Origin of the sequence: Laceyella sediminis, assembly GCF_003003125.1 — a bacterium.
Lineage (GTDB): Bacteria > Bacillota > Bacilli > Thermoactinomycetales > Thermoactinomycetaceae > Laceyella > Laceyella tengchongensis.
The window spans coordinates 153,483-177,632 of sequence record NZ_PVTZ01000001.1 but is presented as its reverse complement, the minus strand read 5'-3'; the positions used below and the strand labels follow the sequence as shown (position 1 = coordinate 177,632).

The window sequence follows — 24,150 nt, the reverse complement described above, 5'->3', positions numbered from 1 at the left end:
GCGAGTAGCCGATGATGCGCATACTGGACATGAAAGATCCGGTTACATTAAGCCGGATTGTGGAGATCCAACAACGAGCCTACCGTATTGAGGCCGAGATCATCGGTTGTGATCAATTGCCGCCGCTTAACGATACAGAAGATTCGCTGAAATGCTCGCCGGAAACCTTTATTGGTTATCATGAGCAGGATGTGCTGGTTGGCGTTCTTTCATATGAACAGAAAGGGCAGCTGGTAGAGATTTGCCGGTTGGCGATTCACCCGGCGTACTTTCGGCGGGGAATTGCTTCGCGCTTGCTGTCGCATGTGTTGGAACTGGATGATGCCACCATCTGGGAGGTGCAAACAGGGCAAGCCAACCGTCCTGCAATCAGCTGTTACTTAAAGCATGGATTTACGGTCGTGGAATCATTTGCTACGCAAGAAGGGATACAATTAGTGAAGTTGAGAAAATAATTGTTTTGATTTAAAATGAGATTGGACAAATGAATAAGTTGTCGTACCACTAGGGGTGCACAGGTTGTGCTGTGCTGAGAGGAACAAGTCGGTTCCAACCCTTTGAACTTGAACTGGGTAATGCCAGCGAAAGGAAGTGGGGAAGATCGTGAACCCTTTTTTGATTAGTAGCCCGATATCCCCATGGATATCGGGTTTTTTATGTTGTGGTGATGAAATTGGAATTGCACGTGATTTCAAGTCCTAAGCAGACCGTGCAGGAGTTGGCGCGATGTTGGCTTCGACTGGTGCCGGAGGTGGATTGGTTTCATTTGCGGTACAAGCAGTTGGCGGATGACGAGTTGATGCAAAGAGCCAAAGCGCTGTTGTCTGCAGGCATTCCGGCGAAATCGTTGATCGTCAACAGTTCCGTGGCTGTGGCGGAAGCGCTGGGACTGGGGGGGATTCATCTCCCTGAGCGGATGCCGTTTCCCGCTATGTCCCCGGTGATGCGGGTGGGAAAGTCGATTCATTCATTGGCAGCGGCAGAGCGGGCCGCAGCCGAAGGGGCCGACTATCTGATGGTTGGCCATATCTTTCCTTCCGCTTCCAAACCGGGATTGCCGCCGTTGGGAAGCGACCGGCTTCGGGTGTGGGTGGAACAGGTTCAGATTCCGATGATTGCCGTCGGAGGCATCGACGCAGGCAACGTGGCAGAGATCAAGCGTGCAGGTTGCCATGGCATTGCTGTCATCTCTGCGGTGGCCAATCATGAACAACCGGAGCGTGTGGCCAGAGAGCTGAGAAGAAGGTGGGAAAATGCAGACTGCTGAGGTGTTGATTATTGGGGGAGGCGTGATGGGATGCTCCATCGCCTTTCATTTGGCCCGGCGGGGGATCAAAAGCGTGGTCGTCGAGCGAGATGCTATTGGGAGCCATGCTTCATCCGCGGCGGCGGGCATGCTGGGGGCGCAGGTGGAGATGGATGAACCTGGGCCTTTGACCGATTTCTGTTTACAGAGCCGCTCGATGTTCCCGGCGTTGCAAGCGGAGTTGCTGGAACGGACCGGGGTGGACATTGAGCTGAACCGGGCTGGGTTGCTGAAGGTAGCCCGATTTGATGAAGATGTGAAGCGCTTGCGGGAGCGTCAGGCATGGCAGACTGCTTATGGGCAGACTGCGCGTTGGCTGGAGCCGGAAGAATGTTTGGCGCTTGAACCGAGTCTTCACCCGGAAGTGAGGGGCGGATTGTACTTACCAGAGGATTGGCAGGTATCCGCTCCCAAGTTGACGCAGGCATTGGCGGCAGCGGCGCAACGGTTGGGAGCCAACCTGGTGGAAGGCACCGAGGTGCGGGCGATTGAGCGTAGCCCCAACGGAACGTGGCACGTTGATACCGCGCAGAGACATTGGATTGCGGACTGGATTGTGATCACCGCGGGAGTATGGAGCCAGTCCATCGCCGAGAAATTGGGTTGGCATTTGCCGATGACGCCGGTCAAGGGGGAGTCGTTGGCATTGCGACCAAAAGAGCCGCTGTTTAGCCGGACGCTGTTTGGCCCGGAGTGTTATCTTGTGCCCAAGGCCAATGGTGAAATCATTGTAGGTGCGACGGAACGGGATGGGGCATGGGACGAAGAGGTGACCGCCGAAGCTGTGCAGAGATTGTTGCAATCCGCTTTTAATTTGGTGCCTAGATTGCGGGATAGTCTGCACACCCGTAGTTGGGCCGGATTGCGGCCCGGTACGCCAAATCGAGTTCCCTATGTCGGACAGTTGGGCGATGAAAACCGGGCAGTGATTGCGACCGGTCATTACCGAAACGGCATTTTGCTCAGCGCTGCCACAGGCGATGCCGTTGCTCGACTGCTACTGGGAGAGCCAGCGCCTGAATTGGCCGCGTTTGCCCCGATGAGCCAGGCGGATGTACAGAAGTGGGAGGAGGGATAAACGTGATCATTCAGTTGAATGGAGAGCCATTCACTGTGGCTGAAGGCACCGAGACGGTGGCTGATTTGGTCGCCGCCTTAAATTTGGCGTCGCGCATTATCGTCGTGGAACACAATCGGACGGTATTGACGCGGGACGATTATCCGCATGTGGGATTGCAAGATGGAGATCAAGTAGAGATTGTTCAATTTGTAGGGGGAGGATGAGCCACATGCTCAAAATAGGAAATCATACATTTCATTCTCGTCTGTTTTTGGGAACTGGCAAATTCCCATCGTTTGAGGTGCAAAAAAAGGCGGTGGACGCATCAGGAACGGAGGTGCTGACATTTGCGGTGCGTCGCATGAACATTTATCAACAAGATCAGCCTAATTTTTTGGAGATGCTGGATTTGACGAGATATAAGCTCTTGCCGAACACAGCGGGCGCCCAGACGGTGGACGAGGCGGTGCGGATCGCGCATTTGGCCCGGGCTTCCGGTTTGTGCGACATGATCAAGGTTGAAGTGATCGCTGACACGAAGACGCTGCTGCCTGATCCCATCGCCACGCTGGAAGCGACGAAGATTTTGGTCGAAGAGGGGTTCACGGTACTTCCGTATACTTCTGATGATCCGATCTTGGCACGCAAATTGTGGGAAGCAGGTGCCCACGCGATTATGCCGGGGGGATCTCCTATCGGGTCGGGGCAAGGCTTGTTAAATCCGTTGTACCTCCGTTATATCATTGAAGATTCCCCTGTGCCTGTCATCATCGATGCGGGCATCGGTTCTCCGGCCGATGTGGCACAAGCGATGGAATTGGGGGCCGACGGGGTGTTGTTAAACACGGCTGTGTCGGGAGCGAAAGATCCGGTCAAAATGGCACAGGCGATGAAATGGGCCGTTGAAGCTGGACGGCTGGGCTGGGAGGCTGGCCGTATTCCCAAAAAGGTTGTGGCCACGGCCAGCAGTCCAAAAGAGGGCATGTTGGACTGAGCTTATGAAAAAGGCCAAATCGGATCACGCATCCGATTTGGCCTTGTTTCACATATGGACAGGTCGAGCGACGGTGGGGCGCTTGCCTGTCTTTTCTTTTTTGGTGCGATAGCGAGAGATGTTAAGCAACATGCCTAAGCCGATCATTTTGATGATCAGAGCCGTCCCCCCATAGCTGATCAGTGGCAGAGGAACGCCGGTCACGGGGAGCAGAGCGGTGACAACACCTAAGTTAAAGATCGATTCGATGGCCATCAGGGTGACAATCCCGATCCCAAGCAGTGTGCCGAATTGGTCGGGCGCCTGTAATGCGATCAACACCCCGCGCACGATGAATAGGATGAACAACAAAATCACAAACGATCCCCCGACAAACCCCAATTCTTCCGAGATGATGGAAAAGATGAAGTCGGTGTGGGCCTCAGGCAGATAAGCGAGCTTTTGGATGCTTTCTCCCAATCCAACTCCTGTCAAGCCACCGGGGCCGATGGCGATAAGCGATTGAATGATCTGATACCCTTCATCATTGGGGTTGCTAAGCGGGTTTAATAACGTGTGCAAGCGCTCGATCCGGTAATCGCTAGTCAGCATGATCAATATCATGGCCGGGATGCCGGACAAGAGCAACAAGGCTAGGTGCTTGATGCGCGCGCCGGAGCAAAAAATGATCACAAAGCAGGTGGCGACGATGATAACAGTCGCGCTGAAGTGGGGCTCCAATACCAACAAGGAAGAAACCAAGCCAATAACGATCAGCGGCGGTAGCAAGGCCCGCTTGAAATTATCCAACAGGGGTTGCTTTTTTACCATGATCGAAGCGGTATAGATGATCATGCCGAGCTTCACGAGTTCCGACGGCTGGAAATCGATGAAGCCCAAATCGATCCAGCGTCGCGCGCCGTTGCGCACTTCGCCGAACAAAAGCACGGACAATAGGAAGAAGAGTGAAAGGAACAAGATGATCCCTACGTATTTGCGGTAAAATTGGTAGGGGATGTTGGAGACCACAAAAAACAGCACCAGTCCCAACAATCCGTAGACCAATTGCTTTTTGAAAAAATAGTATGAGTCCTGCAAATCCACATAGCCTTTAAAATAACTGGCGCTAAACACCATGATCAGGCCGATACCTAATAGGGTAAAAGTGATCAAAATCAGCCAAAAGTCAGGTTTGCCGCGTTTCATAACTACAATCTCCTTTTAGCGAAGAGTTATCCTTTATCATTAATTGCGTGATGGTAAACGGCTCCGCCTACTGCGATGGCGGGGACAACAGGAAAATAGGTTTACCAGCGCATGTTCGTTTGTTAAGCTGTGATTAGTTGTGGCGGGACTGAAGACAAGCGTGTCCGCGGACGCAGGGGTCGTGCCTGCCAAGCCGCGCACGGGGCGAATCGGCGCATTCCCGCGCGCTGTCGTCAGAAAGTGTCACATGTGATGGTCAGACTCTGATTGCAAAAAAAGGGGCAGGGGATCATGAGAACAGTCCAAAAAAAGAGGTTCTTAATTCTTAACATTGATCCATTTATCATCATGATGGTATTGGTGTTGGCAACTATCAGCATTGTTGCCATATCGAGCGCAACTTACACCGATGACCCCACTTATGTAAATAAGCAGATTGTATGGTATGTAGTGGGTTTTCTATGTATGTCTATTTTTCTCCTGTTGGATTATAAAATTTTGTCACAAGGGAGATTTCTGTACATTTTGTTTGGTTTCAGCGTGTTGCTGAACTTGTTGGTGATGGTGCCTGGTTTGGGGGTCGAGGTGAACGGCGCCCAGCTGTGGTTTCGCATCGGTGGTTTTCAGTTTCAACCTTCGGAAATGATGAAGCTAATCCTGATTTTGATTTTAGCGAAAGTGTTGGCGGAGAAAAAGGGTCACCCTTGGTCTGACCTATCTTCTCTTGGACGCATTTGCTTGTTGTTTGGGGTGCCGTTTCTCATTATTTTAGCACAGCCTGACTTGGGGACGGCACTTATCCTCTTTGGTATTCTGCTCAGCATGTTGCTGGTGAGCGGACTGGATTGGAAATGGTTTGTGAGCGGGCTTTTGGTCATTGGTTCAATCGCGGGCAGCGTTCTTCTTCTGTATGTTACAGACTCTCCGCTGTTGCACGTCATTCTTCAGCCGCACCAGGTCAAACGGATTCAAATTTTCATCGATCCGGCTTCTGATCCGTCGGGAGCGGGCTACCAATCAACACAGGCAAAGATCGCGATTGGCTCCGGTATGTTACATGGCAAGGGCTTCCATCAAGGGACGCAGGCGCAAGGGAATTGGATACCGGAACCGCACAATGACTTTATTTTCGCCGTCTACGCCGAGGAATTCGGGTTTATCGGCGCCAGCATCCTCATTTGCGCCTATCTACTATTGATATACCGCATGTTGGTGGTCGCCTTGCGCTCGGATCACCTATTTGGAACCTATATTGTGGCGGGAGTCATGGGGATGTTTGTGTTTCAAATCTACCAAAATATCGGGATGACGATCGGCTTGATGCCCATCACGGGGATTCCCCTGCCATTGATCAGCTATGGCGGCAGTTCGCTTTTGACGCAAATGCTGGCGATTGGATTTGTGGTCAATGTGGGCATGCGTACCCAGACGGATGCACTGTCCTTTTGAGATCCTATATCACTTTCACGGCACCTGCGGCTTGGAAGCCCGGGTGTGATTTATTTTGTTTTGGAATTGGAAAAACAAGCCTATATTTTTACAAATTCTTGATTTCTATCAAATCGCTGTCATGTTTTTGGATGAAATGGGGTAAGGTTATGATAGGGGGGAAGGACAGAGATGATCAATGCATTGTTCGGTTTCACATTTGTTGTCGGTTTGGCGTTGACCTTATGGGCTCAGTGGAGAGTGAAAGGCAATTTCAACCGCTGGTCGCAGGTCGCAGCCAGATCGGGAATGACCGGGGCTGAAGTCGCCCGGCGCATTCTTGACGACAATGGATTACACCATGTACCTGTTCAAGTGGTGCCAGGACGTTTGTCGGACCATTATGACCCGACCGCGCCTGCTGTCCGCTTGTCCGAAGATGTCTATTATTCAAACTCGATCGCGGCCATTTCAGTGGCGGCGCATGAGTGCGGCCATGCCTTGCAACATAAAGAGTCCTACGGGGCATTGGTATTTCGCCACCGCATGGTTCCGGTACTGAACTTCACATCCGGCGCAGCGCCGTTCCTGCTGTTTGCTGGCGTGGCTTTCCGCATGACCGGCCTTCTGGTGTTGGGTCTCATTTTCTTTTCCACAGTGGTTCTTTTCCACTTGGTGACTCTGCCAGTGGAGTTTAACGCCAGCGCCAGAGCCAAACAAATCATGGCGCGGCAAGGGTTCATCAACGGTGTTGAGGAAGAGCGGGGAGTGAACCGGGTGTTGGGTTCAGCTGCATTCACCTATGTTGCCGGAGCGTTGGTCGCTTTGATGGAGTTGTTACGATATATTGTGCTTTTGTTTTTACAAAATAGCAGTGATGATTGATTCGGGAAAGCAAATGGGCTTTCCCGTTTTTTTTTGCCATTAACCTCCTTGGTTTCCTGATTCTCGGCTAGCGATTAGACACATAATCACCGGGGCGAAATCCATACTAACCCTGAGCGGAACCAGTTGAACCAAGGGAGGCAGATCGCGTGAACAGTAAAAAATGGATGACGGGCGCAGTCGCCGCCGGACTGTTGGTAGCGACATTGACCGGATGCGCTACCAATAACAAAGAAGCGGTAGAAAAACGGCAGGATCTGGGCATGCGGACAACGAGAGTGACCGACCGGACTTACAGACAAATTAATCGTCCGGAGTATCCCAATGTGGCCAGAGACCGCTATGATACCTTGGATGACAACATGGCGCGGGGGGTTCGGTTGGCAGACAATGTGGCACACGAAGTGGCCCGCATGCCTCAAGTGGACACCGCCTCGGCGATCATCATGGGCCGAACCGCTTACCTTGGCGTGATGCTGAAAAAAAGGGTTGGGGACGGGCAAATGTCCCAAGACCTGAACCGACAGATTTCCGCTCGGGTGCGGGCCGTTGATCCTAGCATCCGCCGCGTGTATGTGTCGCAAAACCCCGATTTCGTCAAGCAAATGAACAACTATGCCCAGGATTTGCGGCAAGGTCGCCCAGTGCAAGGTTTTTTCAAAAACTTGATGGATATCATTCGGCGGACTTTTCCAGAAGCCAGATAATGGATTTTAGGGCGGGAGAATTTCAACCGCCCTTTTATTGTTTCTATAAAAAACACTGTGTCTTTCGCCATTTTTTCGTTGTTTGGAACAGCTGGCGTTTGCGCGGCCGAGGCGGAAGCCGGATTGGTTCGCTGCGGGCATGATGAAAGGGATGCATTGGTGTGACGGGTTTTGTAGGGGGTTATTATTGAAAAGATGGCCAGAACCGTGTCATTCCAAAAGGAAATATGAACTTTTAATAAATTTCACTCTTCCTTAGAAACGGAATCTTGGTTATTCTATAAAATAAGATGGGATATATTCATCAATGCATCTGAATCTTCATACAAAGAAGATGTTTCATCGAAAATGTTTTTATATAATGAATGTAAATGGAATGCGAAGGGGAGCGTGTTGTCGATGAAAAGAATCACTCCGATGGAGATCTTTAATAAAGATTTCAAGCATGCCATAAGAGGGTACGATATCGAGGAAGTGAATGAATTTTTGGATTTGATCATAAAAAGCTATGAAGATGTATTGCAGGAAAACGAATATTTGAAGGAACAGCTTAAAAAGGCCAAAAGTGCCTCCAGCCGGCGCACGGGTAACACAGCGCCACATTCGGCTGTCGGTAAGAGCGGAGGGGAATATGACGAAGTGATCAAAAACATCCTTAACCGGTTGGAACATCTCGAATCATTGGTGCTCAGATAAAAGGGGGATGGTGATGTGTCCAAGCTACAGCGCTTTTTCAGCGGCGTGGTGGAAACCAGTGACAATGCCAAGGAGAACGAGTTGCGAACGAGGTATTACTGCGACCGTTTGTCAAACGCCGTGGCCGCGCTCAAACAGATTCCTGCTCAATCCCCTCGCTTTCGGCTGATTCATGTCGATGGCACCAGGGGAGAGGTTATGCTGGAATACGCCAATGGATTGGGGTTGAAGCATGATTTGGTGGTCACTGTGATTGAGGTGTCGCCAATGCGACTGGCGGTAGATGTGCATGCGGCTTTGCGGGCTCGTTTTGTCGATATGGGATGGAATGTGCAGGCGATCAGCGTCATCTATGCCATGCTGGATCGGCAGTTGGCTAAAGACGAGCGGTTGCATTGAAGGCGGCATGAGGAGTGCGCCTGCGCACTTCTTTTTTCGCAACAATATTCAGTTTATTCTATTTATATAATATAATGTGGTTATTCCGGTATTTATTGCGAAAAGTGAAGGGATTGGCGAGGGAAAAGGGGGAATCGATGTGAAACGTATTGGATTTATATCGTTGCTTATCCTTTTAGTGGCAAGCGCATGTCTTTCCGGTTGCACCTCTGGGGCCGGTCAAGGCACGGCGGACGACAAGACATTGCAATTAATTTTGAGCGGTGAACCAACTTCGCTTGACCCGGCTGATGCGTTTGACTCTGATACTTTGGACGTGACGCATAATTTGTTTGAAGGGCTGATGCGCTTGGACAAGACGCACAAGCCGCAACCGGCCGTCGCGGAAAAAGCGGAGTTGAGCGCAGATGGCCTTTCCTACACATTCAAGTTGAAAAAAACCTATTGGTCCAATGGCGATCCATTGACAGCCCATGACTTTGAGTACGCTTGGAAACGTGCGCTCAACCCGAAACGAGCTTACCAGACCGCTTTTTTGTTTTACTTTATCGAAGGGGCGGAGGAGTATAACACAGGCAAAGGTACGGAAGATCAGGTTGCCGTGAAAGCGGTTGATGATACGACGCTAGAGGTGAAATTGAAACAACCCACTCCGTCTTTTTTGGAATTGGTGTCTTACCCCGCTTTCTCACCGGTTAACCGGAAAGTGGACGCGCAAAATGCAAATTGGCATGCCGAAGCGAAAACATATGTGAGCAACGGCGCCTTCAAATTGACCGAATGGAAGCACGACGCTGAACTGAAGGCGGAGAAAAACGAAAAATATCACAACCAAGACAAGGTGAAGCTGGCCACCCTCCATTATTCCATCATTAACGATAACAAGACCGCCTACACGATGTTCAAAACGGGTAAGTTGGACGTTGTGTCTAAGTCGCAGGTTCCAGCCGACTTGGTTCCTTCCCTGATAGAGAGTGGGAAGCTAAAACCTTCTGATGGAAACGGACTCGCTTTTTTCCGGTTCAATGTTGAAAAAGAGCCGTTTACCAATCAAAAAGTGCGCAAAGCGTTCGCCCTTGCCATTGACCGTAAAACGATTGCCGAACAGATTATCGCTGGGGGAGAGCAACCCGCCTACGGCTATGTGCATCCATCGGCGCCTAACGATTTTCGCCAAATCGGTGGCAATATGATCCAGGATAATCAGACCGCCGAAGCGAAGCGGCTGTTGGCCGAAGGGATGAAAGAAGAGGGCTGGGACAAGTTGCCGGAAGTCACTTTGCTGTACAGCAATTCCAACGAAAAGAATAAGAAAGTAGCGGAAGCTGTCCAGGAGATGATCCGCAAAGGCTTGGGTGTGAACATCCGGTTGCAGGCCAAGGAGCGAAAAGTGTTCTTCGCCGATGAGCGGTCGCAAAATTACAAGATGTCCTTGGCCAGTTTCTTGGCGGATTATAACGATGTGTACAACTATCTGGAAAGCTTCCAAACGGGACATTCCATGAACCGAACCAATTGGAGCAATGCTAAATATGACGAGCTGTTGAAGGAAGCGGCCAATACGGCAGATATCAAAGAGCGAGACCGGTTGCTCCATGAAGCGGAAAAAATCCTGATTGAGGAAGCGCCGTTGACGCCTTTGTATTTCTATACGAATGCGGTGGTGGAGCAACGCGGGATTACCGGCATCCTTCGCCATCCGGTAGGTCCGTCAGATTATACGCAAGCCGACAAGGTGAATGAAGGCAACGATTAATATGTGTGGGAATAGAGACGGATTCCCATCTGCTTCATGCGCGTCGGGGGCGCTCTCTTTTACCACTCATGCGCCAAATCGGATGCGCTGGGTGCACGCTAACCTGTGTTGACGGTGGGAGCCACCGTAAGCAATCAAAAAACAACTTGCAAATAAGCCTGTTCCGGGTTTCCCTGGAAAATAAAAAGCCCGCGTGGTATTCCCGCGGGCTTTTTGCTTTTTTCGAATGGGGTTTATTAACAGGTAGAGCCCGAGGAAAACGGAGCATACTAACTGCAGGAAAGCGAGAAAGGAGGGGTAAGATGGCTGACAGACCAAATCATCATACAGACGAGGAAGAACGAGTGTCCAAATTGGATCATGATGAGGAAGTGGCGGCAGAGTTTTCACCGACTCCTGCGGGCATTCCCATTCGTACCAAAAACAAGGAACGTAATGAGGGAGAAGATGCGGATACAGAGAACAGCGGGGTGGGACTGGGAATTACCGCGCTTATTTTAGCAGTGCTCTCCTTTTTTATGTTGCCGTTCCTTCTCGCACCAGCGGGAATTATCATCGGTGCGATCGCGGCACGCCGTGGGAGCAGTTGGGGAATCTGGGCGGTTGCGGTCGGCATCATCGCGGTGATTGTTTCCTTGATCGTTTTGCCATTTCGGCTGATATTTTAAGCTCCCCCAAAAAGCTCCCGTTTTGGGGGCTTTTTGTGCTTGCCAACAGATTGGTTCTCTGTTAAAATATAAATTGTCAGCGAACATATTAACACGCGGATGTAGTTCAATGGTAGAACTCTAGCTTCCCAAGCTAGCAGCGCGGGTTCGATTCCCGTCATCCGCTCCACATTTTTTAGGAGAAGAGATGCCTGCAAAGGTATCTTTTCTTTTTATTTAACGCTAAAATTAATTTGTAGGATCACCAATTCAATAAAGGGGAGAAGTTGCTTGCGGGAACAAGAATATGTTCGTTCGCTATTCGCCCAAGAAGATGAAGTGCTTAAAAGCATCGCACCCGGTTTGGATGAGCGGGGTATGCCGCAAATATCGGTGCCGCCGGAAGTAGGCAAAACCCTATATCTGTTGGCCAGTTTATCGGGAGCCAAACGTGTGTTGGAAATTGGAGCGCTGGGCGGATACAGTACGATCTGGCTGGCGCGTGCACTGCCTGCGGACGGGCAAGTGGTTTCGCTGGAATTGAAGGAGGAGCATGCGGCATTCGCGAGGGAGAATGTGGCCAAAGCGGGGTTGGCAGATCGCGTCACGATTATGGTGGGTGATGCCACAGAGAGTTTGGCCACGCTGGTTGACAAGCAAGAGAAATTTGATTTTTTCTTTCTCGATGCTGATAAGCCTAACTATCCGCACTACCTGGAACAAGCGATTACATTGGCTTCGCCCGGCGCGGTGATTGCTGCCGATAATCTTTTCCAAAATGGCCGGATCTTTGATGAATCCTACCAAGGGCCTTCTCCAGTGACGATTCGTCGGTTCAACCGACAACTTGCCGAAGATCCGCGGTTGGAATCCATCATCCTGACCATCGGGGACGGCTTAGGCGTGTGCCGCGTCAAAAAATAAAAACTTCCCTGTGATGGGAAGTTGCCTTTGGTGATGCGGAAGTGTAGACGATCATCACTAAACCGGCGCCTACTCTGCGAATTGCGCAGGATGGGATGCGCCGGCGCCCAGCAAAACATTTCAAAAATCGGCTAGCAGAAACGTTCTTCTCAAGGAGCGCTGTCGCGCGTGAAGTGGGAAAAGGGGATGGCAACAGCTTTCATTCTTGGTCGGGGGAATTTGCACCCCAATTGCGTTTTTTCTTGTTGGGAGGAATGATCCAGCCTTCCACTCGATGAATCCAAGAGTCGAATGTGGCCGACAGCTTGGGGTAACGCGATTTCAAGCGTTCCAGCCATCGCTTGGCCCAAGGGGAGCTTTTTGACAAGAGATAAAGCCCAATCAAAAGGAAGAGGATACCCTGCAAAAACGGAAGGAATAATCCAAGCACGCCGAGAATGAGAAAAAACCAGCCAAAAATGTTATAGAGCAACATGCGTTTCGTCGAATTCATGCAACGAATCGAACTCCTTTGTGCGTGTTTTTTAACAGTATACCCGAGCCGCGCATGGATGAATATGAAGGATTTTTGGCAATGAACTGGGGGGATTCTGATGAGCCAATTGGAAAACATTTTGCAACACAATCGTGAATTTGTGGAGAATAAAGCCTATGATCCATATAAAGCAAACCGTTATCCCCTCAAGAAGCTGTTGGTCGTCACTTGCATGGACACGCGGTTGGTGGAATTGCTTCCTCGGGCGCTCAATCTCAAAAACGGGGATGCCAAAGTGTTGAAAACCGCCGGTGCGCTGATTTGTCAGCCATATGGTAGCATCATGCGTAGCGTGTTGGTGGCTGTCACGAAGTTAGAGGCTCAGGAGATCATGGTTGTCGGCCATCATGATTGCGGCATGGTCGGTCTGACTGCGGAAACGGTGTTGGAGGAACTGACCGAACGCGGAATCACGGACGCCGATCTTACCCGCTTGAGCGAAGCTGGGGTGGATGTAGGCACATGGCTGTGCGGGTGCAAAGATGTGGAGACAGGCGTGATGGAAAGTGTTAAAATGATCCAAAACCATCCTCTGTTGCCCAAAGATGTGCTTGTGCACGGATTGGTGATCCATCCGGAAACCGGAGAATTAACCTTGCTTCACGATGGAAGAAAATGAGTGGAGGGTATGGATATGGCATTGGCGACATTTGGTGCAGGATGTTTCTGGGGAGTAGAAGAAACGTTCCGCAAACTGCCGGGCGTTTTGAACACCGCCGTCGGTTATATGGGCGGGACGAAAGAAAACCCCACATATGAAGAAGTGTGCACAGATAAAACAGGACACGCAGAAGTGGTGCAAGTCGAGTTTGATCCGGAACAAATCACGTATGCAGATCTGCTGGACGTGTTCTGGAACAACCACAACCCAACCACTCTCAACCGTCAAGGCCCCGATGTGGGCACTCAGTACCGTTCTGTCATTTTTTATCATGATGAAACGCAAAAGGAACTCGCGGAGGCTTCCAAGCAAGAGTTGGATCGCTCGGGCCGCTTTAAAAACCCGATCGTCACCCAAGTGGAGCCGGCTACAACTTTTTGGCGGGCTGAAGAATACCATCAGCGCTATCTGCAAAAGCGTGGCATGGATTCTTGCCATCTGTGACGCTACCCCCAGCCGCGATGGGTTGCCCCTTCTTTGGGTCGGTCCGCGGGCTGAAGGCCGTTTTATAACTTGGAGCTGGGCCGCCCTCTTTTGGGCTGGCCCTTTTTCGTTCTCAGAAGGGAGATGATCTAGTGGGCGGGGTGTTTATTCACGGAGCTGTTGTCGACGAAGAAACCCGATGTGTCCACTATCGCAGCGAGCGGGATATCATCGCGATTCGTTTCGCGTGTTGTGGTCGTTATTATCCGTGCATCAAATGCCATCAAGAGGCGGAAAGTCATTTGGTCAGAACCTGGAAACCGGATGAGTGGGATCAAAAAGCGGTCTTTTGTGGCAGTTGCAAACAAGAGCTGTCCATACGGGACTACCTTTCAGCCGCAGGGGCTTGTCCGTCGTGTGGCCGACCGTTTAATCCGGGTTGCCAAAAGCATTGGCACCTGTATTTTGAGATCGGGCAACAGTCTGGATGCCCACGGTAAAAACCTTTTCGATCGATTGCAAGCTGGTTTAGCGCTGTTTAACCAGAAAATGTGTGGTAAGTGGAGTATAATGAAGGTGAACAATGATGGGTGAAGGAGCGCTTTTATGGTTACAATCAAAGATGTTGCAAGACGGGCGGCTGTTTCCCCTTCAACCGTTTCTCGTGTGATCGCGGGAAGCAACCGGATCAGCCTTCAAACGAAGCTGCGTGTGCAACAGGCGATGGAGGAGTTGAATTATGTTCCTAACGCCATCGCTAGAAGTTTGGCCAGAAGCCATACGCGTACCATCGGTTTTACGGTTGCCAGGCAAGCGGATGAAGCTTTTGCCAACCCTTTTTTTTCAGAAGTGATGAGAGGGATGTCTACGGTTGCCCAAGCGCGTGACTACAATATTTTGCTGTCGATTAATCCTTCCGCGGAGGAGGAGCAGGAAAAATGTATGCGCTTGATCAAAGAGCGGCGTGTCGACGGGTTAATTGTTTCTACCTCCCGGATGAAAGACCGCTTGATTGACGCCTTAGCAGAAGAACAGATTCCGTTTGTGCTCATCGGACGAAGTGCGGAAAAGTCGGTGCTGTCGGTCAACAATGACAATGTACAAGCGGCACGAACGGCGACGGTCCACCTGTTTGAACAAGGCTATGAACGGGTCTTATTTCTTGGCGGAGACCGCCGCCTTGTGGTGACGCAAGATCGCCTGGCCGGTTACAAGCAAGCATGTTACGAATGGCAACGCGCATATGATGAATCCCATGCGCTTGAAGCAGAGTTTTCGATCGAAGGTGGGTACCGGGCGCTTTTGGAAGCAAAAGAAAGAGGGATTGCCTTTGACGCTGTGCTAGCGGCGGACGATTTGTTGGCGCTGGGCGCGCTCAAATACGCTGAGACAAGCCATTACCGGGTACCTGAACAATTGGGTGTGGTTGGTTTCAACGACTCTCCGCTCCTTTCGTTTGTACGCCCCCCGATGACCAGCGTCAGAATATTGGCATACGAATTGGGGATTGAGGCGATGGAGCTGTTAATCGACACGTTGGAAAATCCGGCCAAGGCGGGGATGAAAAAAGAAATTCTGCTCCCTTCTGAACTGATCGTGCGCGCGTCAAGTGTTCGAAGCGGAGGAGAGAACACCGCCGGAAGGTAAGGAAGGTATGCTAGGGTGCGTCTGGCAAATCAAGTTGGTGGGGAAGAAGCACCGAAAAACCCTTTTCTCGAGGAGCGCTGATAAACAAGTGTAGCGAATGAGAAAAGGGTTTTGGAGCCCCTGGCCTATTGATCAGAAACGCCCTAGTGGGAAGAAAACCGTCAACATGAGACTGATTTGTCAATAAGCTCACACCTGACTGTCATGTCAGGTGTTTTGTTTTATGTTAGAATGGTGAAGTTATAGAAGTGAGGAGAATGAAAGGAGGGTTGTGCGATGATCTATTTGGACAACAGTGCGACGACGCAAACGGACGCCGACGTGATCAAGGTGATGGCAGATGTGATGGCCAATGTATACGGAAATCCGTCTTCTCTGCATGGGCTGGGGGTCAAAGCGGAACGGTTGATGGAGCAAGCCCGTAAAATCATAGCTCAAGAGCTCGCTGCCAGTCCGCAGGAAATCATTTTCACCTCGGGCGGAACCGAAGCAAATAATATGGCGATCAAGGGAGTGGCCGAAGCGTATCAGCACCGGGGCAAGCACATCATCACCACCGAGTTGGAGCACCCTTCAGTCTATGATACATGCAAACAGCTGGAACAGCGGGGATGGCGGATCAGCATGCTCCCTGTTGACCATTTGGGCCGCGTCAGCCCTGAGTTGGTGGAACAATCCATAACAGAAGACACTGTGCTTGTTTCTGTCATGCACGTCAACAACGAAATCGGAACCGTCCAGCCAATCAGTGAGATTGGGAAACGGTTGAGGCGTTATCCCAAAGTTTTGTTTCATGTGGATGCTGTCCAATCGTTTGCCAAGTTTCCCATTTATCCTGAACAATGGGGGATTGATCTATTATCGGTGTCAGGGCATAAATTTCACGGGCCGAAAGGGATCGGCTGTTTATATAAGCGGAAAAATCTACAATTGACTCCCCTTCTTGCCGGCGGTGGACAAGAGCAAGCCTTGCGATCGGGCACGCAAAATCTGCCCGGCATCGTCGGTTTGGCTAAAGCGACTGCGCTCGCAGGCAAACAAAGGGATGCCTTTATGGAAAGGTGCCGTGCATGGAAGGAGTGGCTGATTCAGCGCATAACCGCTGAAATCAAGGGGGTTCGCGTCAATGGTGATGTGACCGGTAACGGTGGGGCTCCCTACATATTGAGTCTCTCTTTCCCCGGACTGAAATCAGAGGTCATCGTGCATGCATTGGAGCAAGAGGGAGTGGTCGTTTCCAGCAAATCGGCGTGTTCATCCAAAAAAGAGGTGCCCAGTCGGGTGCTCAAAGCGATTGGCTTGGAGGATGAAGCAGCGGTGGGCTCCATACGCATCAGCATGGGCTTGATGACGACGGAGGAAGAGGTGCGCCATGCGGCGGATGCCTTGCTAAAAGTGATTCCATCATTACAACAAGTGATAAAGGTGCGTAAGAGATGAAAAGAAACTGCATTTTGGTGCGATATGGTGAGCTGGCCTTAAAAGGCAAAAACAAAGCGGAATTTGAAGACCGCCTGGTAAAAAATATCCGTGACAAAGTGAGACGGTTTCCAGGCGTTCAAGTGAACAAAACCCATGGGCGCATTTTTATTGAGTTTGGGGAACAAGCTGTCGAGCCTATTTTGGAAGAAGTGTCTCAAGTGTTTGGCTTGGTAGGCATCAGCCCGGCGATTCGTGTCGCCTCTGATTGGGAAGAAATTAAAGGGGCCGTGCGGGAGTTGGTTGAGTCACAACGCGATGCCGTCCGCACGTTCAAAGTGAACAGCAAACGGGCCAACAAAACGTTCCCCATCGGCTCGCAAGAGATGAATCATCGGTTGGGTGGCTATCTGTTGGGGATGTTTCCGCAGCTCAAAGTAGATGTGCACAATCCGGAGCTGACCGTTCATGTCGAAGTACGTGGTAAATATTCTTACGTTTACGGCAATGACATCAACGGGCCAGGAGGCTTGCCTGTCGGTGTGAGTGGGCGCGTGATGTTGCTCTTATCCGGCGGGATTGACAGCCCTGTCGCAGGCTACTTGGCGCTGAAACGCGGCGCTGAATTGCATGCGATCCATTTTCACAGTTATCCGTTTACCAGCGAACGGGCCAAACAAAAAGTGATTGACTTGGCGCAGACGCTTACGCGTTACGGCGGCCGCATCAAGTTACATGTGGTGCCTTTTACCGAAATCCAAACGGAAATTAACAAACACTGTTTTGAGTCGTACTCGATCACCGTCATGCGGCGCATCATGCTACGGATATCCGAAGAGGTGGCTAAGCGCAATGGGGCGTTGGCGCTGGTGACTGGGGAGAGCTTGGGCCAAGTGGCCAGTCAGACGCTTGAGAGCATGAATGCAATTAATGATGTAACCCGGATGCCGATTTTGCGCCCGGTGATCGGAATGGACAAACATGAGATCATGAATATCGCCAAGCGCATCGGCACTTATGAAACATCGATTTTGCCTTATGAAGACTGTTGTACCGTCTTCTTGCCCAAAGCGCCCAAAACCAAACCGGATAAAGAAGTGGCCCGTGCGCAAGAAGCGAAGTTGGACTTGGAGCGGTTGATCCAAGAAGCGGTTGATGGCGTCGAAGTGATTGATTTAGTTCCGGAACAGCCGGATGAGGAACTCTCTTATTTCTGAACGATCGCAGGCTAAAGTGCTGGGAAGCAGGCTACTTACGGTTGTACGCCTTCCTGTCATCGCGCGACCCTTTTTATCATAAGGATAGGGTGACAAGCCTCCCGGCGCCCTTTGACCGGGGCAAGTGCCGGCCTGCCGGTGTGAATCGTTCATTTGTGAGTATCCGTGTTTCGTCCCGGGTTGGGGGATGAGGATTCGGGGTGGATGGATTTGCAGATTACTGCTAGATGAGGGGCTGAACAATGGAAGCGATTGGGTTTATGGATTTGAAATTTTGGGTTGGTTTTTTCAACATCATTATCTTGGACCTTATTTTAAGCGGCGACAATGCGGTAGTGATCGGCATGGCTGCGCGGAATCTGCCGGAGCAGCAACGGAAGAAAGCGATTCTCTTTGGGGCGGGGGCGGCGATTCTGTTGCGGGCAACCTTGACTGCTGTTGCCACATATCTGTTGGAAATCCCGTTGTTGATGACGATTGGCGGGTTGTTGCTGTTGTGGATCGCCCTCAAGCTATTGCTGGAAGAAGATGAAGGCCCTCATGTTTCCGTGGGTACCACCTTGGCTTCGGCTATCAAAACGATCATCATTGCCGATGTAGTGATGAGCCTTGACAATGTGGTCGCCGTAGCCGCCAGCGCGCATGGGAACGTATTCTTGGTGCTGTTTGGACTGGCTCTTAGCATACCAATCATCATGTGGGGTAGCGGATTGGTGGCAAAGGTGATGAACCGCATTCCATGGTTGATGTATGTCGGATCAGCCATACTGGGTTATACAGCTGGTAGTTTGATCGTGGAAGACCCTTATGTTTCCAAAACATTGCTGGAAGGGCAGGAAGGCTGGAGCATCGGGATTCCGATCGTGCTGGCGGTTTTGGTCGTCTTGATCGGGTATACGCTTAAAAAAAACATGGGCAAACATAAAACGGCATAGTCTGTGAAGAATGGCTTCCATCTTGGGGAGCCATTCTTTATTTGTAAGTGTAGAATGAAAAAAGTGGTTGTCCCATATGGGTCAACCACTTTTTTTGGCTGGGGAAGTAGGATTCGAACCTACGCATCACGGAGTCAAAGTCCGTTGCCTTACCACTTGGCTATTCCCCATCGCCGGCATCATTATTGTATGCCGAAGGGGCCGATGTCATGCACCATCCATGAATTTTTTTATTCTTATTTTTTGAAATGGAACGAATAGACGTTCTGTTGTTGGTGAAAAAAGGCAGGATTTTTCATATTAAGGGAGAAAATGTCAAATTGACTCCAAATTTGCCTGGATGAAATGGAGAGATGGGATGGTGGGGAAGAAACACGATGTCATGCAGTTCATCAATCAGTTATTGACTAAAGCGAGCAAACAACGGGCGAGTGACATTCATATTGAGCCGCAGGCAACGCATGTGCGGATTCGACAACGCATCGATGGATTTTTGCTTGAGACGGATCAGATAGCCAAAGCATTTGCCAATGCCCTTATCTCCCACATTAAAATCACCAGCCAACTGGACATCGGAGAGAAGCGGATGCCCCAGGATGGAGCGATGCGGTGGGAGGAACAGGACGTTCGCCTAGATGTCCGTGTGTCTACTTTGCCGACGGCCCATGGCGAAAAAGTGGTGTTACGATTGCTCAAAACCGAGCAACAAGCCTATCAGCTGGATGATTTGGGGATGCCACCCGCAGAACGGGACAGAACGGAGCTTCTCTTGCGGCGGGGAAGCGGACTCGTCATTGTGTCGGGGCCAACTGGATCAGGCAAAACGACCACCTTGTACGCCATGATTCAAGCATTAAACCGGACAGAGGCCAATATCGTCACATTGGAGGACCCCATTGAATTGAAGCTACAAGGAGTTAATCAAGTCCAAATCCGCCCTAAAGCAGGTTTGACCTTTGCTCGGGGGTTGCGGTCGGTGTTGCGCCAAGACCCTGACATCATCATGATCGGGGAGATCCGGGATGAAGAAACGGCCAATATTGCGATAGGCGCGGCGCTATCAGGTCATCTGGTGCTCTCTTCGCTACACACATCTGACGCCATTCGGGCGGTCACCCGCCTGGTTGACATGGGCATCGCACCGTACCGGGTCGCAGCTGCGTTGTCGGGGGTGATCGCGCAACGGTTGGTGCGCCTGGTTTGTGACCAATGCGGTGGCAAGCGGTGTTCTGTCTGCCAACACACGGGATATCATGGGCGAACAGGTGCGTTTGAAGTGATGGGAATGGATGAGGATCTGGAACAGCTGATTGCTAAGGGCGCCTCGTTGGCCGACATGCGGGCCCTTTTGCGGGAACAAGGGGTGAGGGGGCTCAAAGAAGCGGTGAAAGCGTTGGTAGATCAGAATCGAACCACTTATGAAGAATGGATGCGGGTGATCGAAGGTGTGGAGAAAGAACAAATGGAGTGCTGAACAGTACATGTTATACAGCCAGCAGATGGCCCATTTGCTGGACAGTGGAATCCCGTTGTTGACCAGCCTGGATGTGCTCAAAGAACAACGGTTGATCTCCAAGCGGTTTTACAAGCGGCTGGTCCTTCTGTTGAATCAGGGATTCAGCTTGTCCATCGCTTTGGAAAAGTTGGCTTTCCCAGCTCTTTTCATCTCATTCATCCGGGCGGCCGAAGAACATGGGGATTACGCACATGGTTTTAAACAATGCGAGTCTTACTATGAGACGAGAGCCCGCTGGACCCGCGAGCTCGGCAAGTCGCTCATCTATCCGCTATTGGTGCTGGCGATTGCTAGTTTGGCCTTATTGTTCCTGTTGGGGGTCGTGTTGCCCCGGTTCACCGAACTGTACCAGATGATGGACGTGTCGCTTCCGGGACTGACCGCATGGCTGTTTTCCGTGCATGCTTCCGCAGGGGCTTGGATGCCCGAGGTAGCGGTGTGGGCCGGGGGCGGATTGACTGCTTGTGTGGGGACACGTATCGCTCCCAGACCGATTCGAGCGTGGTTGGCTAGAGGCTTGTTTTGCTTGCCACTGGTGGGAAGCATGCTGAAACATCGGCTGACCCATTTTTTCGCCATCCAATTGGGTTCGCTTTTAAAGGCGGGGGTTCCGTTGCTTGATGCGCTTCAGGCTTTACGCAAGATGACGCCGTGGCCGGTGCTCGATAGGGTTCTCGACGCCATCGTGGACAGTGTGATGGGCGGTGCTTCACTGTCGGAAGCGATTAGCAAAAGCGGTCGCGGTTTGTTTTTACCGTCGCTCGTGAAAATGGTGGCGTTGGGTGAGGAAAGTGGGAAGCTCGACCAAATCCTGCTCCATTTGTCTCATGGAACGGGGATGGTCATTAAAAACCGGTTGGAGCGGTTCACCCGCAGTGCTGAGCCATTGTTCATTTTTATCATCGGCTTGTTTATCGCCGTAATCATCATAGCGATGTTTTTGCCATTATTGCACCTGGTGCGGGCGATTTAAAGGAGGTGGAAGGATGAAAGGCAGGGGCTTTTTCGATGAGAGGGGTTTCACTTTGATGGAGATGCTAATCGTCGTGTTCATCATCGGCGTCATCTTGACCATTGCGTCTCCCAACTTGCTGGTGGCGGGGGAGAAGGCTAAACGGCAGGCGGACCGGGCCAACCGGCAGATGATCGCCGCCCAAGCCGACAATTATTATCTGGAGTATGGAGAATATCCAGGTGATGTGAAGGAGTTGGTACGCCGCGGATACTTACGTTCCGCTCCAAAATGTCCCTTCGGTGGCGAATATCAGATACGACGCTCTTTAAACATTACGGCGGAGCAGAGGGTGGTATGCGCCAAATGAAGGCCGGGGAACGGGGATGGACGCTGATTGAGTTGATTATGGTTATCATCGTGTTAGGATGGATGTTTTCTATCACTTATCCCGCTTTCGCAACCATGGGGGAACGAACAGAACGGCAATTTTTCCTTGGGGCGTTGGCCAGTGAGCTGTCTTTAGCGCAGACGGAAGCCGAGAGCAGGGAGAGGGAAGTGACGGTAATACTTGATAACGCTCGCAAGCGAATCACGGTTAGCCAAGGTACTAAGCGCCAAAGAATGTTGCTTATTCCGCCTAAATATGCTGTCACCAGCAATTATCCGAGCAATCAGATTATTTTTCGCGATACCGGACAAGTGCGTGGGGGGACGATCTGGTTAAAGCGCGAAGGGAAACCGATTGGCAAAGTCGTGGTCCATGTGGCTTCGGGCCATCCGAAGGTGGAGTTGGGGCCATGAATTGGCGGGAACGTGGCTTCACCTTGGTCGAGACGATGATGGCTTTTTTGGTGTTTGGGGTTTTAACTGCTTTTGCCGTTCCCTTGTGCCGGGAATTAAATCTGCAACTTCATGAACAACAAATGGAGATGGAGATGGTTCGCATCTTGGAACATAAAATGGAAAGTCTGGCGAGCGACGCGGGAATGGCGGGTTCGGGTGCGGAACGGCTTCCTGGTCGGACAGAGGGAAGTGGACCCTACCACGTTCATTGGCGGACGGTTGAGATTGAACCACGTCTGTATGAAGTGTGGGTGGAGGTGAAGGGAAAGGATCGTGGCGGGAAAATCCATAAAAAACGCTGGGTTACGCACCGGTTTGTCGAAGCGCGGTGACGACGCCGGCTTCACCTATGTGGAACTCATGATCGCCTTCATGCTTTTGTTGCTGTTGTTGCCGGCCCTGTTCTTCATCGCCCATGCGTTTGAAACCAACCTGAAGACGTTCGTCGGGCAGCAGGAATTACAACTTGAGTACATGGCTTTCCGGCCCTTGGTCGAGCGAGACATTGCCCAAGCGATACATATTGCCACCATGGAAGGCGGAGTGCTGGAGCTGATCCATCCCGATGGGAAAGCTGTTCGATACCAGACGAGCAATCGGCAAGTGATCAGGCGAGTCAAAGAGGCCGGTGCGAACCGGTTTTCAGGGGCGACGGTCGTGCTTCGGCACGTGTATTACATGGGGTTTCATCCCGAGCGGCGGGGCGTTCGATTGGATATGGGATTGCAGAATTGGCTGGCAGATTTGGATATAAAGATCTTCATTGCGGGAAGGATGGGCGTTCACCATGCGGCAGACCGATGAGCGGGGCATGGCGTTGCCAGCAGTGACGGCCGTGACCACTCTACTGTTCACCTTTGCAGCTCTTGTGGCCACCATGGCTGTGCGCGCTGATAAGGCAGCAACGCTGTACGAAGAGCGGATGAGGGTCAAATACGCGACCGAAACAGGGATTGCCAAAGTCCAACAGGAGCGGTCATTGGGAAAGCGCCAGGCGGAGACGCTACTCAATGTGGGGGGCGTGATGGTGGTCGTTCAGACCGAAGAAAAAGAAGACGGCACCTTGCGGGTGGTAGCGACCGGTCACGGCGAACAGGGAGTGCGGCAAACTATTGCCGTTTTGCTGGATCAAAAGACGCTGGCGATTATCAAATGGATTGGGTAACATGGTTAATAAAAAACGGAGGCAACCATGCAACACAACAAACGGCATTTGGCACTGATCGGGATGATGGGGACGGGGAAGACCACGGTTGGACGGGCGGTTTCAGAGCTACTTGACATGACGTGGAGAGACACGGATCAGGAATTGGTGGCTAAATGGGGATGTTCCGTTGCCGAATTTTTCGCCCGTTATGGGGAAGAGCGGTTTCGAGAGGAGGAAACGGCGATGCTACGCGCCTGCTTGGAAGAACAAAGGCTCCTGTTGACGACGGGTGGAGGGATCGTCTTGCGCGAGCAAAATCGTCAACTCTTGTCCCAATGGGCTTATGTTGTTCATCTAGACGCTGAACCTCATGAAATCATTGAGCGACTGCGACGCACAGAGGAGGAGCGTCCCTTACTCCGCGGTGATCTGTCTGCACGGGTACACGCTATTTACCAAGCCCGACGCGACTTTTATCGCTTCGCCGATTTGCGGGTGGACACGACGGGCCGCGCGATCAGCGATATTGCAGAGGAGATCGCCCGTGCATGGCGGGAGCATGTTTAAAGGCGGACGGCATCGGCTATGCTAGTGGTGAGGTGGGGCGATATGTCTTTCAAGGATTGGGTCTGTTATCTGCTGGAACGCTGGCTTTGGTACGTTGAGACACCCAAGCACGAACGGAAAGAATTAAAACAGATGAGCAGGGTGCCATGGACGGTCAGATGGTTTGGATTGATTCCTTTTTCTATGAAGATGGCCGTTGACAAACAACGGTCGCGGCTAAGAAGTCGCACCATGGCTAAGCGTTCCATCAGAGAAGCCGAATGAGTTGGCGCACCGCAAATGAAGTTGAAAATGAAAG

At 51.3% G+C, this 24,150-nt stretch carries 31 protein-coding genes, 2 tRNA genes and 1 riboswitch; of the genes, 30 read left to right on the top strand and 3 right to left on the bottom strand.

Annotated elements, in window-relative coordinates; translation table 11 throughout:
* The first annotated feature begins 11 nt into the window (after positions 1 to 11).
* The 5 genes from CLV36_RS00950 to CLV36_RS00930 all read left to right on the top strand — a co-directional run bounded on the left by CLV36_RS00950 (position 12) and on the right by CLV36_RS00930 (position 3,360).
* Positions 12 to 455: a GNAT family N-acetyltransferase gene (locus CLV36_RS00950; protein WP_022736617.1), complete on the top strand. Its 444-nt coding sequence runs from the start codon at positions 12 to 14 to the stop codon at positions 453 to 455.
* A 41-nt stretch (positions 456 to 496) separates the two neighbouring features.
* Positions 497 to 607, top strand: a riboswitch (TPP riboswitch).
* Between the two features lie 60 nt (positions 608 to 667).
* Entirely contained in the window at positions 668 to 1,267 is a 600-nt protein-coding gene (locus CLV36_RS00945; RefSeq protein ID WP_245888268.1) for a thiamine phosphate synthase, read from the top strand.
* The gene (gene thiO / locus CLV36_RS00940; RefSeq protein WP_106341443.1) at positions 1,254 to 2,384 is read left to right on the top strand and encodes a glycine oxidase ThiO; all 1,131 of its coding nucleotides are present in this window, start codon (positions 1,254 to 1,256) and stop codon (positions 2,382 to 2,384) included. Before CLV36_RS00945 ends, thiO begins: the two co-directional genes overlap by 14 nt.
* A 2-nt stretch (positions 2,385 to 2,386) precedes the next feature.
* Positions 2,387 to 2,590 carry a sulfur carrier protein ThiS gene (gene thiS, locus CLV36_RS00935; RefSeq protein ID WP_146130564.1) on the top strand — a complete coding sequence of 68 codons (204 nt, stop codon included), beginning with the start codon at positions 2,387 to 2,389 and terminating at the stop codon, positions 2,588 to 2,590.
* Positions 2,591 to 2,595: 5 nt separating this feature from the next.
* The gene (locus CLV36_RS00930; RefSeq protein ID WP_102992941.1) at positions 2,596 to 3,360 is read left to right on the top strand and encodes a thiazole synthase; all 765 of its coding nucleotides are present in this window, start codon (positions 2,596 to 2,598) and stop codon (positions 3,358 to 3,360) included.
* Positions 3,361 to 3,408: 48 nt separating this feature from the next.
* Here CLV36_RS00930 and ftsW read toward each other — a convergent pair whose 3' ends face one another.
* The gene (gene ftsW / locus CLV36_RS00925) at positions 3,409 to 4,545 is read right to left on the bottom strand and encodes a putative lipid II flippase FtsW (protein WP_106341442.1); all 1,137 of its coding nucleotides are present in this window, start codon (positions 4,543 to 4,545) and stop codon (positions 3,409 to 3,411) included.
* A gap of 291 nt (positions 4,546 to 4,836) precedes the next feature.
* Here ftsW and rodA point away from each other — a divergent pair, with 291 nt between their 5' ends.
* The 9 genes from rodA (at position 4,837) to CLV36_RS00880 (ending at position 11,987) form a co-directional block, all read left to right on the top strand.
* A complete protein-coding gene (gene rodA, locus CLV36_RS00920; RefSeq protein ID WP_106341441.1) occupies positions 4,837 to 5,994 on the top strand; it encodes a rod shape-determining protein RodA in 1,158 nt (385 codons plus the stop codon).
* A gap of 171 nt (positions 5,995 to 6,165) precedes the next feature.
* A complete protein-coding gene (locus tag CLV36_RS00915; protein WP_102992938.1) occupies positions 6,166 to 6,858 on the top strand; it encodes a zinc metallopeptidase in 693 nt (230 codons plus the stop codon).
* Positions 6,859 to 7,007: 149 nt separating this feature from the next.
* Complete coding sequence (locus CLV36_RS00910; RefSeq protein ID WP_106341440.1) at positions 7,008 to 7,565, top strand: YhcN/YlaJ family sporulation lipoprotein; 558 nt, start codon at positions 7,008 to 7,010, stop codon at positions 7,563 to 7,565.
* A gap of 399 nt (positions 7,566 to 7,964) precedes the next feature.
* Entirely contained in the window at positions 7,965 to 8,261 is a 297-nt protein-coding gene (locus tag CLV36_RS00905; RefSeq protein WP_181352754.1) for a DivIVA domain-containing protein, read from the top strand.
* Between the two features lie 15 nt (positions 8,262 to 8,276).
* Positions 8,277 to 8,660 (top strand): hypothetical protein, encoded by a 384-nt coding sequence (locus CLV36_RS00900; protein WP_102992935.1) that lies wholly within the window; start codon positions 8,277 to 8,279, stop codon positions 8,658 to 8,660.
* A gap of 139 nt (positions 8,661 to 8,799) precedes the next feature.
* Complete coding sequence (locus CLV36_RS00895) at positions 8,800 to 10,416, top strand: peptide ABC transporter substrate-binding protein (protein WP_106341438.1); 1,617 nt, start codon at positions 8,800 to 8,802, stop codon at positions 10,414 to 10,416.
* Positions 10,417 to 10,718: 302 nt separating this feature from the next.
* Positions 10,719 to 11,084 carry a hypothetical protein gene (locus CLV36_RS00890; RefSeq protein WP_102992933.1) on the top strand — a complete coding sequence of 122 codons (366 nt, stop codon included), beginning with the start codon at positions 10,719 to 10,721 and terminating at the stop codon, positions 11,082 to 11,084.
* 95 nt (positions 11,085 to 11,179) lie between these two features.
* Positions 11,180 to 11,253 (top strand) — tRNA-Gly (locus tag CLV36_RS00885).
* A 101-nt stretch (positions 11,254 to 11,354) separates the two neighbouring features.
* Complete coding sequence (locus CLV36_RS00880; protein ID WP_219904882.1) at positions 11,355 to 11,987, top strand: O-methyltransferase; 633 nt, start codon at positions 11,355 to 11,357, stop codon at positions 11,985 to 11,987.
* 199 nt (positions 11,988 to 12,186) lie between these two features.
* On the opposite strand, the gene CLV36_RS00875 is transcribed toward CLV36_RS00880, so the two are convergent.
* Positions 12,187 to 12,480 carry a PGPGW domain-containing protein gene (locus CLV36_RS00875; protein ID WP_154987892.1) on the bottom strand — a complete coding sequence of 98 codons (294 nt, stop codon included), beginning with the start codon at positions 12,478 to 12,480 and terminating at the stop codon, positions 12,187 to 12,189.
* 100 nt (positions 12,481 to 12,580) lie between these two features.
* On the opposite strand from CLV36_RS00875, the gene CLV36_RS00870 reads away from it, so the two are divergent.
* The 7 genes from CLV36_RS00870 to CLV36_RS00840 all read left to right on the top strand — a co-directional run bounded on the left by CLV36_RS00870 (position 12,581) and on the right by CLV36_RS00840 (position 18,824).
* The gene (locus tag CLV36_RS00870; RefSeq protein ID WP_102992931.1) at positions 12,581 to 13,141 is read left to right on the top strand and encodes a beta-class carbonic anhydrase; all 561 of its coding nucleotides are present in this window, start codon (positions 12,581 to 12,583) and stop codon (positions 13,139 to 13,141) included.
* A gap of 15 nt (positions 13,142 to 13,156) precedes the next feature.
* A complete protein-coding gene (msrA, locus tag CLV36_RS00865) occupies positions 13,157 to 13,627 on the top strand; it encodes a peptide-methionine (S)-S-oxide reductase MsrA (protein WP_106341437.1) in 471 nt (156 codons plus the stop codon).
* Between the two features lie 131 nt (positions 13,628 to 13,758).
* Positions 13,759 to 14,106: a CHY zinc finger protein gene (locus tag CLV36_RS00860; RefSeq protein WP_342747992.1), complete on the top strand. Its 348-nt coding sequence runs from the start codon at positions 13,759 to 13,761 to the stop codon at positions 14,104 to 14,106.
* Positions 14,107 to 14,212: 106 nt separating this feature from the next.
* On the top strand, positions 14,213 to 15,253 hold the full coding sequence (locus tag CLV36_RS00855; protein WP_106341436.1) for a LacI family DNA-binding transcriptional regulator: 1,041 nt from the start codon (positions 14,213 to 14,215) through the stop codon (positions 15,251 to 15,253).
* A gap of 276 nt (positions 15,254 to 15,529) precedes the next feature.
* A complete protein-coding gene (locus tag CLV36_RS00850) occupies positions 15,530 to 16,693 on the top strand; it encodes a cysteine desulfurase family protein (RefSeq protein WP_102992928.1) in 1,164 nt (387 codons plus the stop codon).
* Positions 16,690 to 17,889 (top strand): tRNA uracil 4-sulfurtransferase ThiI, encoded by a 1,200-nt coding sequence (gene thiI, locus CLV36_RS00845; RefSeq protein ID WP_106341435.1) that lies wholly within the window; start codon positions 16,690 to 16,692, stop codon positions 17,887 to 17,889. The genes CLV36_RS00850 and thiI overlap by 4 nt, the downstream gene beginning before the upstream one ends.
* A 242-nt stretch (positions 17,890 to 18,131) precedes the next feature.
* Complete coding sequence (locus CLV36_RS00840; protein WP_223247957.1) at positions 18,132 to 18,824, top strand: TerC family protein; 693 nt, start codon at positions 18,132 to 18,134, stop codon at positions 18,822 to 18,824.
* A 95-nt stretch (positions 18,825 to 18,919) separates the two neighbouring features.
* On the opposite strand, the gene CLV36_RS00835 is transcribed toward CLV36_RS00840, so the two are convergent.
* Positions 18,920 to 18,994 (bottom strand) — tRNA-Gln (locus CLV36_RS00835).
* A gap of 191 nt (positions 18,995 to 19,185) precedes the next feature.
* Here CLV36_RS00835 and CLV36_RS00830 point away from each other — a divergent pair.
* From CLV36_RS00830 to CLV36_RS00790, 9 genes are read left to right on the top strand one after another with little or no spacing between them, the layout of a single operon-like run.
* Positions 19,186 to 20,298, top strand: coding sequence for a GspE/PulE family protein (locus tag CLV36_RS00830; RefSeq protein WP_181352753.1), 1,113 nt, complete (start codon positions 19,186 to 19,188; stop codon positions 20,296 to 20,298).
* Positions 20,270 to 21,313, top strand: coding sequence for a type II secretion system F family protein (locus CLV36_RS00825; protein WP_146130563.1), 1,044 nt, complete (start codon positions 20,270 to 20,272; stop codon positions 21,311 to 21,313). The genes CLV36_RS00830 and CLV36_RS00825 overlap by 29 nt, the downstream gene beginning before the upstream one ends.
* A gap of 13 nt (positions 21,314 to 21,326) precedes the next feature.
* Positions 21,327 to 21,662 (top strand): competence type IV pilus major pilin ComGC, encoded by a 336-nt coding sequence (locus CLV36_RS00820; RefSeq protein WP_102992924.1) that lies wholly within the window; start codon positions 21,327 to 21,329, stop codon positions 21,660 to 21,662.
* Positions 21,650 to 22,096: a prepilin-type N-terminal cleavage/methylation domain-containing protein gene (locus tag CLV36_RS00815; RefSeq protein WP_181352752.1), complete on the top strand. Its 447-nt coding sequence runs from the start codon at positions 21,650 to 21,652 to the stop codon at positions 22,094 to 22,096. Before CLV36_RS00820 ends, CLV36_RS00815 begins: the two co-directional genes overlap by 13 nt.
* Positions 22,093 to 22,470: a type II secretion system protein gene (locus CLV36_RS00810; protein ID WP_102992922.1), complete on the top strand. Its 378-nt coding sequence runs from the start codon at positions 22,093 to 22,095 to the stop codon at positions 22,468 to 22,470. The genes CLV36_RS00815 and CLV36_RS00810 overlap by 4 nt, the downstream gene beginning before the upstream one ends.
* Positions 22,412 to 22,942: a hypothetical protein gene (locus CLV36_RS00805; RefSeq protein WP_181352751.1), complete on the top strand. Its 531-nt coding sequence runs from the start codon at positions 22,412 to 22,414 to the stop codon at positions 22,940 to 22,942. The genes CLV36_RS00810 and CLV36_RS00805 overlap by 59 nt, the downstream gene beginning before the upstream one ends.
* Complete coding sequence (locus tag CLV36_RS00800; protein ID WP_106341431.1) at positions 22,926 to 23,303, top strand: hypothetical protein; 378 nt, start codon at positions 22,926 to 22,928, stop codon at positions 23,301 to 23,303. Before CLV36_RS00805 ends, CLV36_RS00800 begins: the two co-directional genes overlap by 17 nt.
* Positions 23,304 to 23,330: 27 nt before the next feature.
* Positions 23,331 to 23,852 carry a shikimate kinase gene (locus tag CLV36_RS00795; protein WP_106341430.1) on the top strand — a complete coding sequence of 174 codons (522 nt, stop codon included), beginning with the start codon at positions 23,331 to 23,333 and terminating at the stop codon, positions 23,850 to 23,852.
* A gap of 42 nt (positions 23,853 to 23,894) precedes the next feature.
* Entirely contained in the window at positions 23,895 to 24,116 is a 222-nt protein-coding gene (locus tag CLV36_RS00790) for a YqzE family protein (protein ID WP_181352750.1), read from the top strand.
* Positions 24,117 to 24,150: the final 34 nt, after the last annotated feature.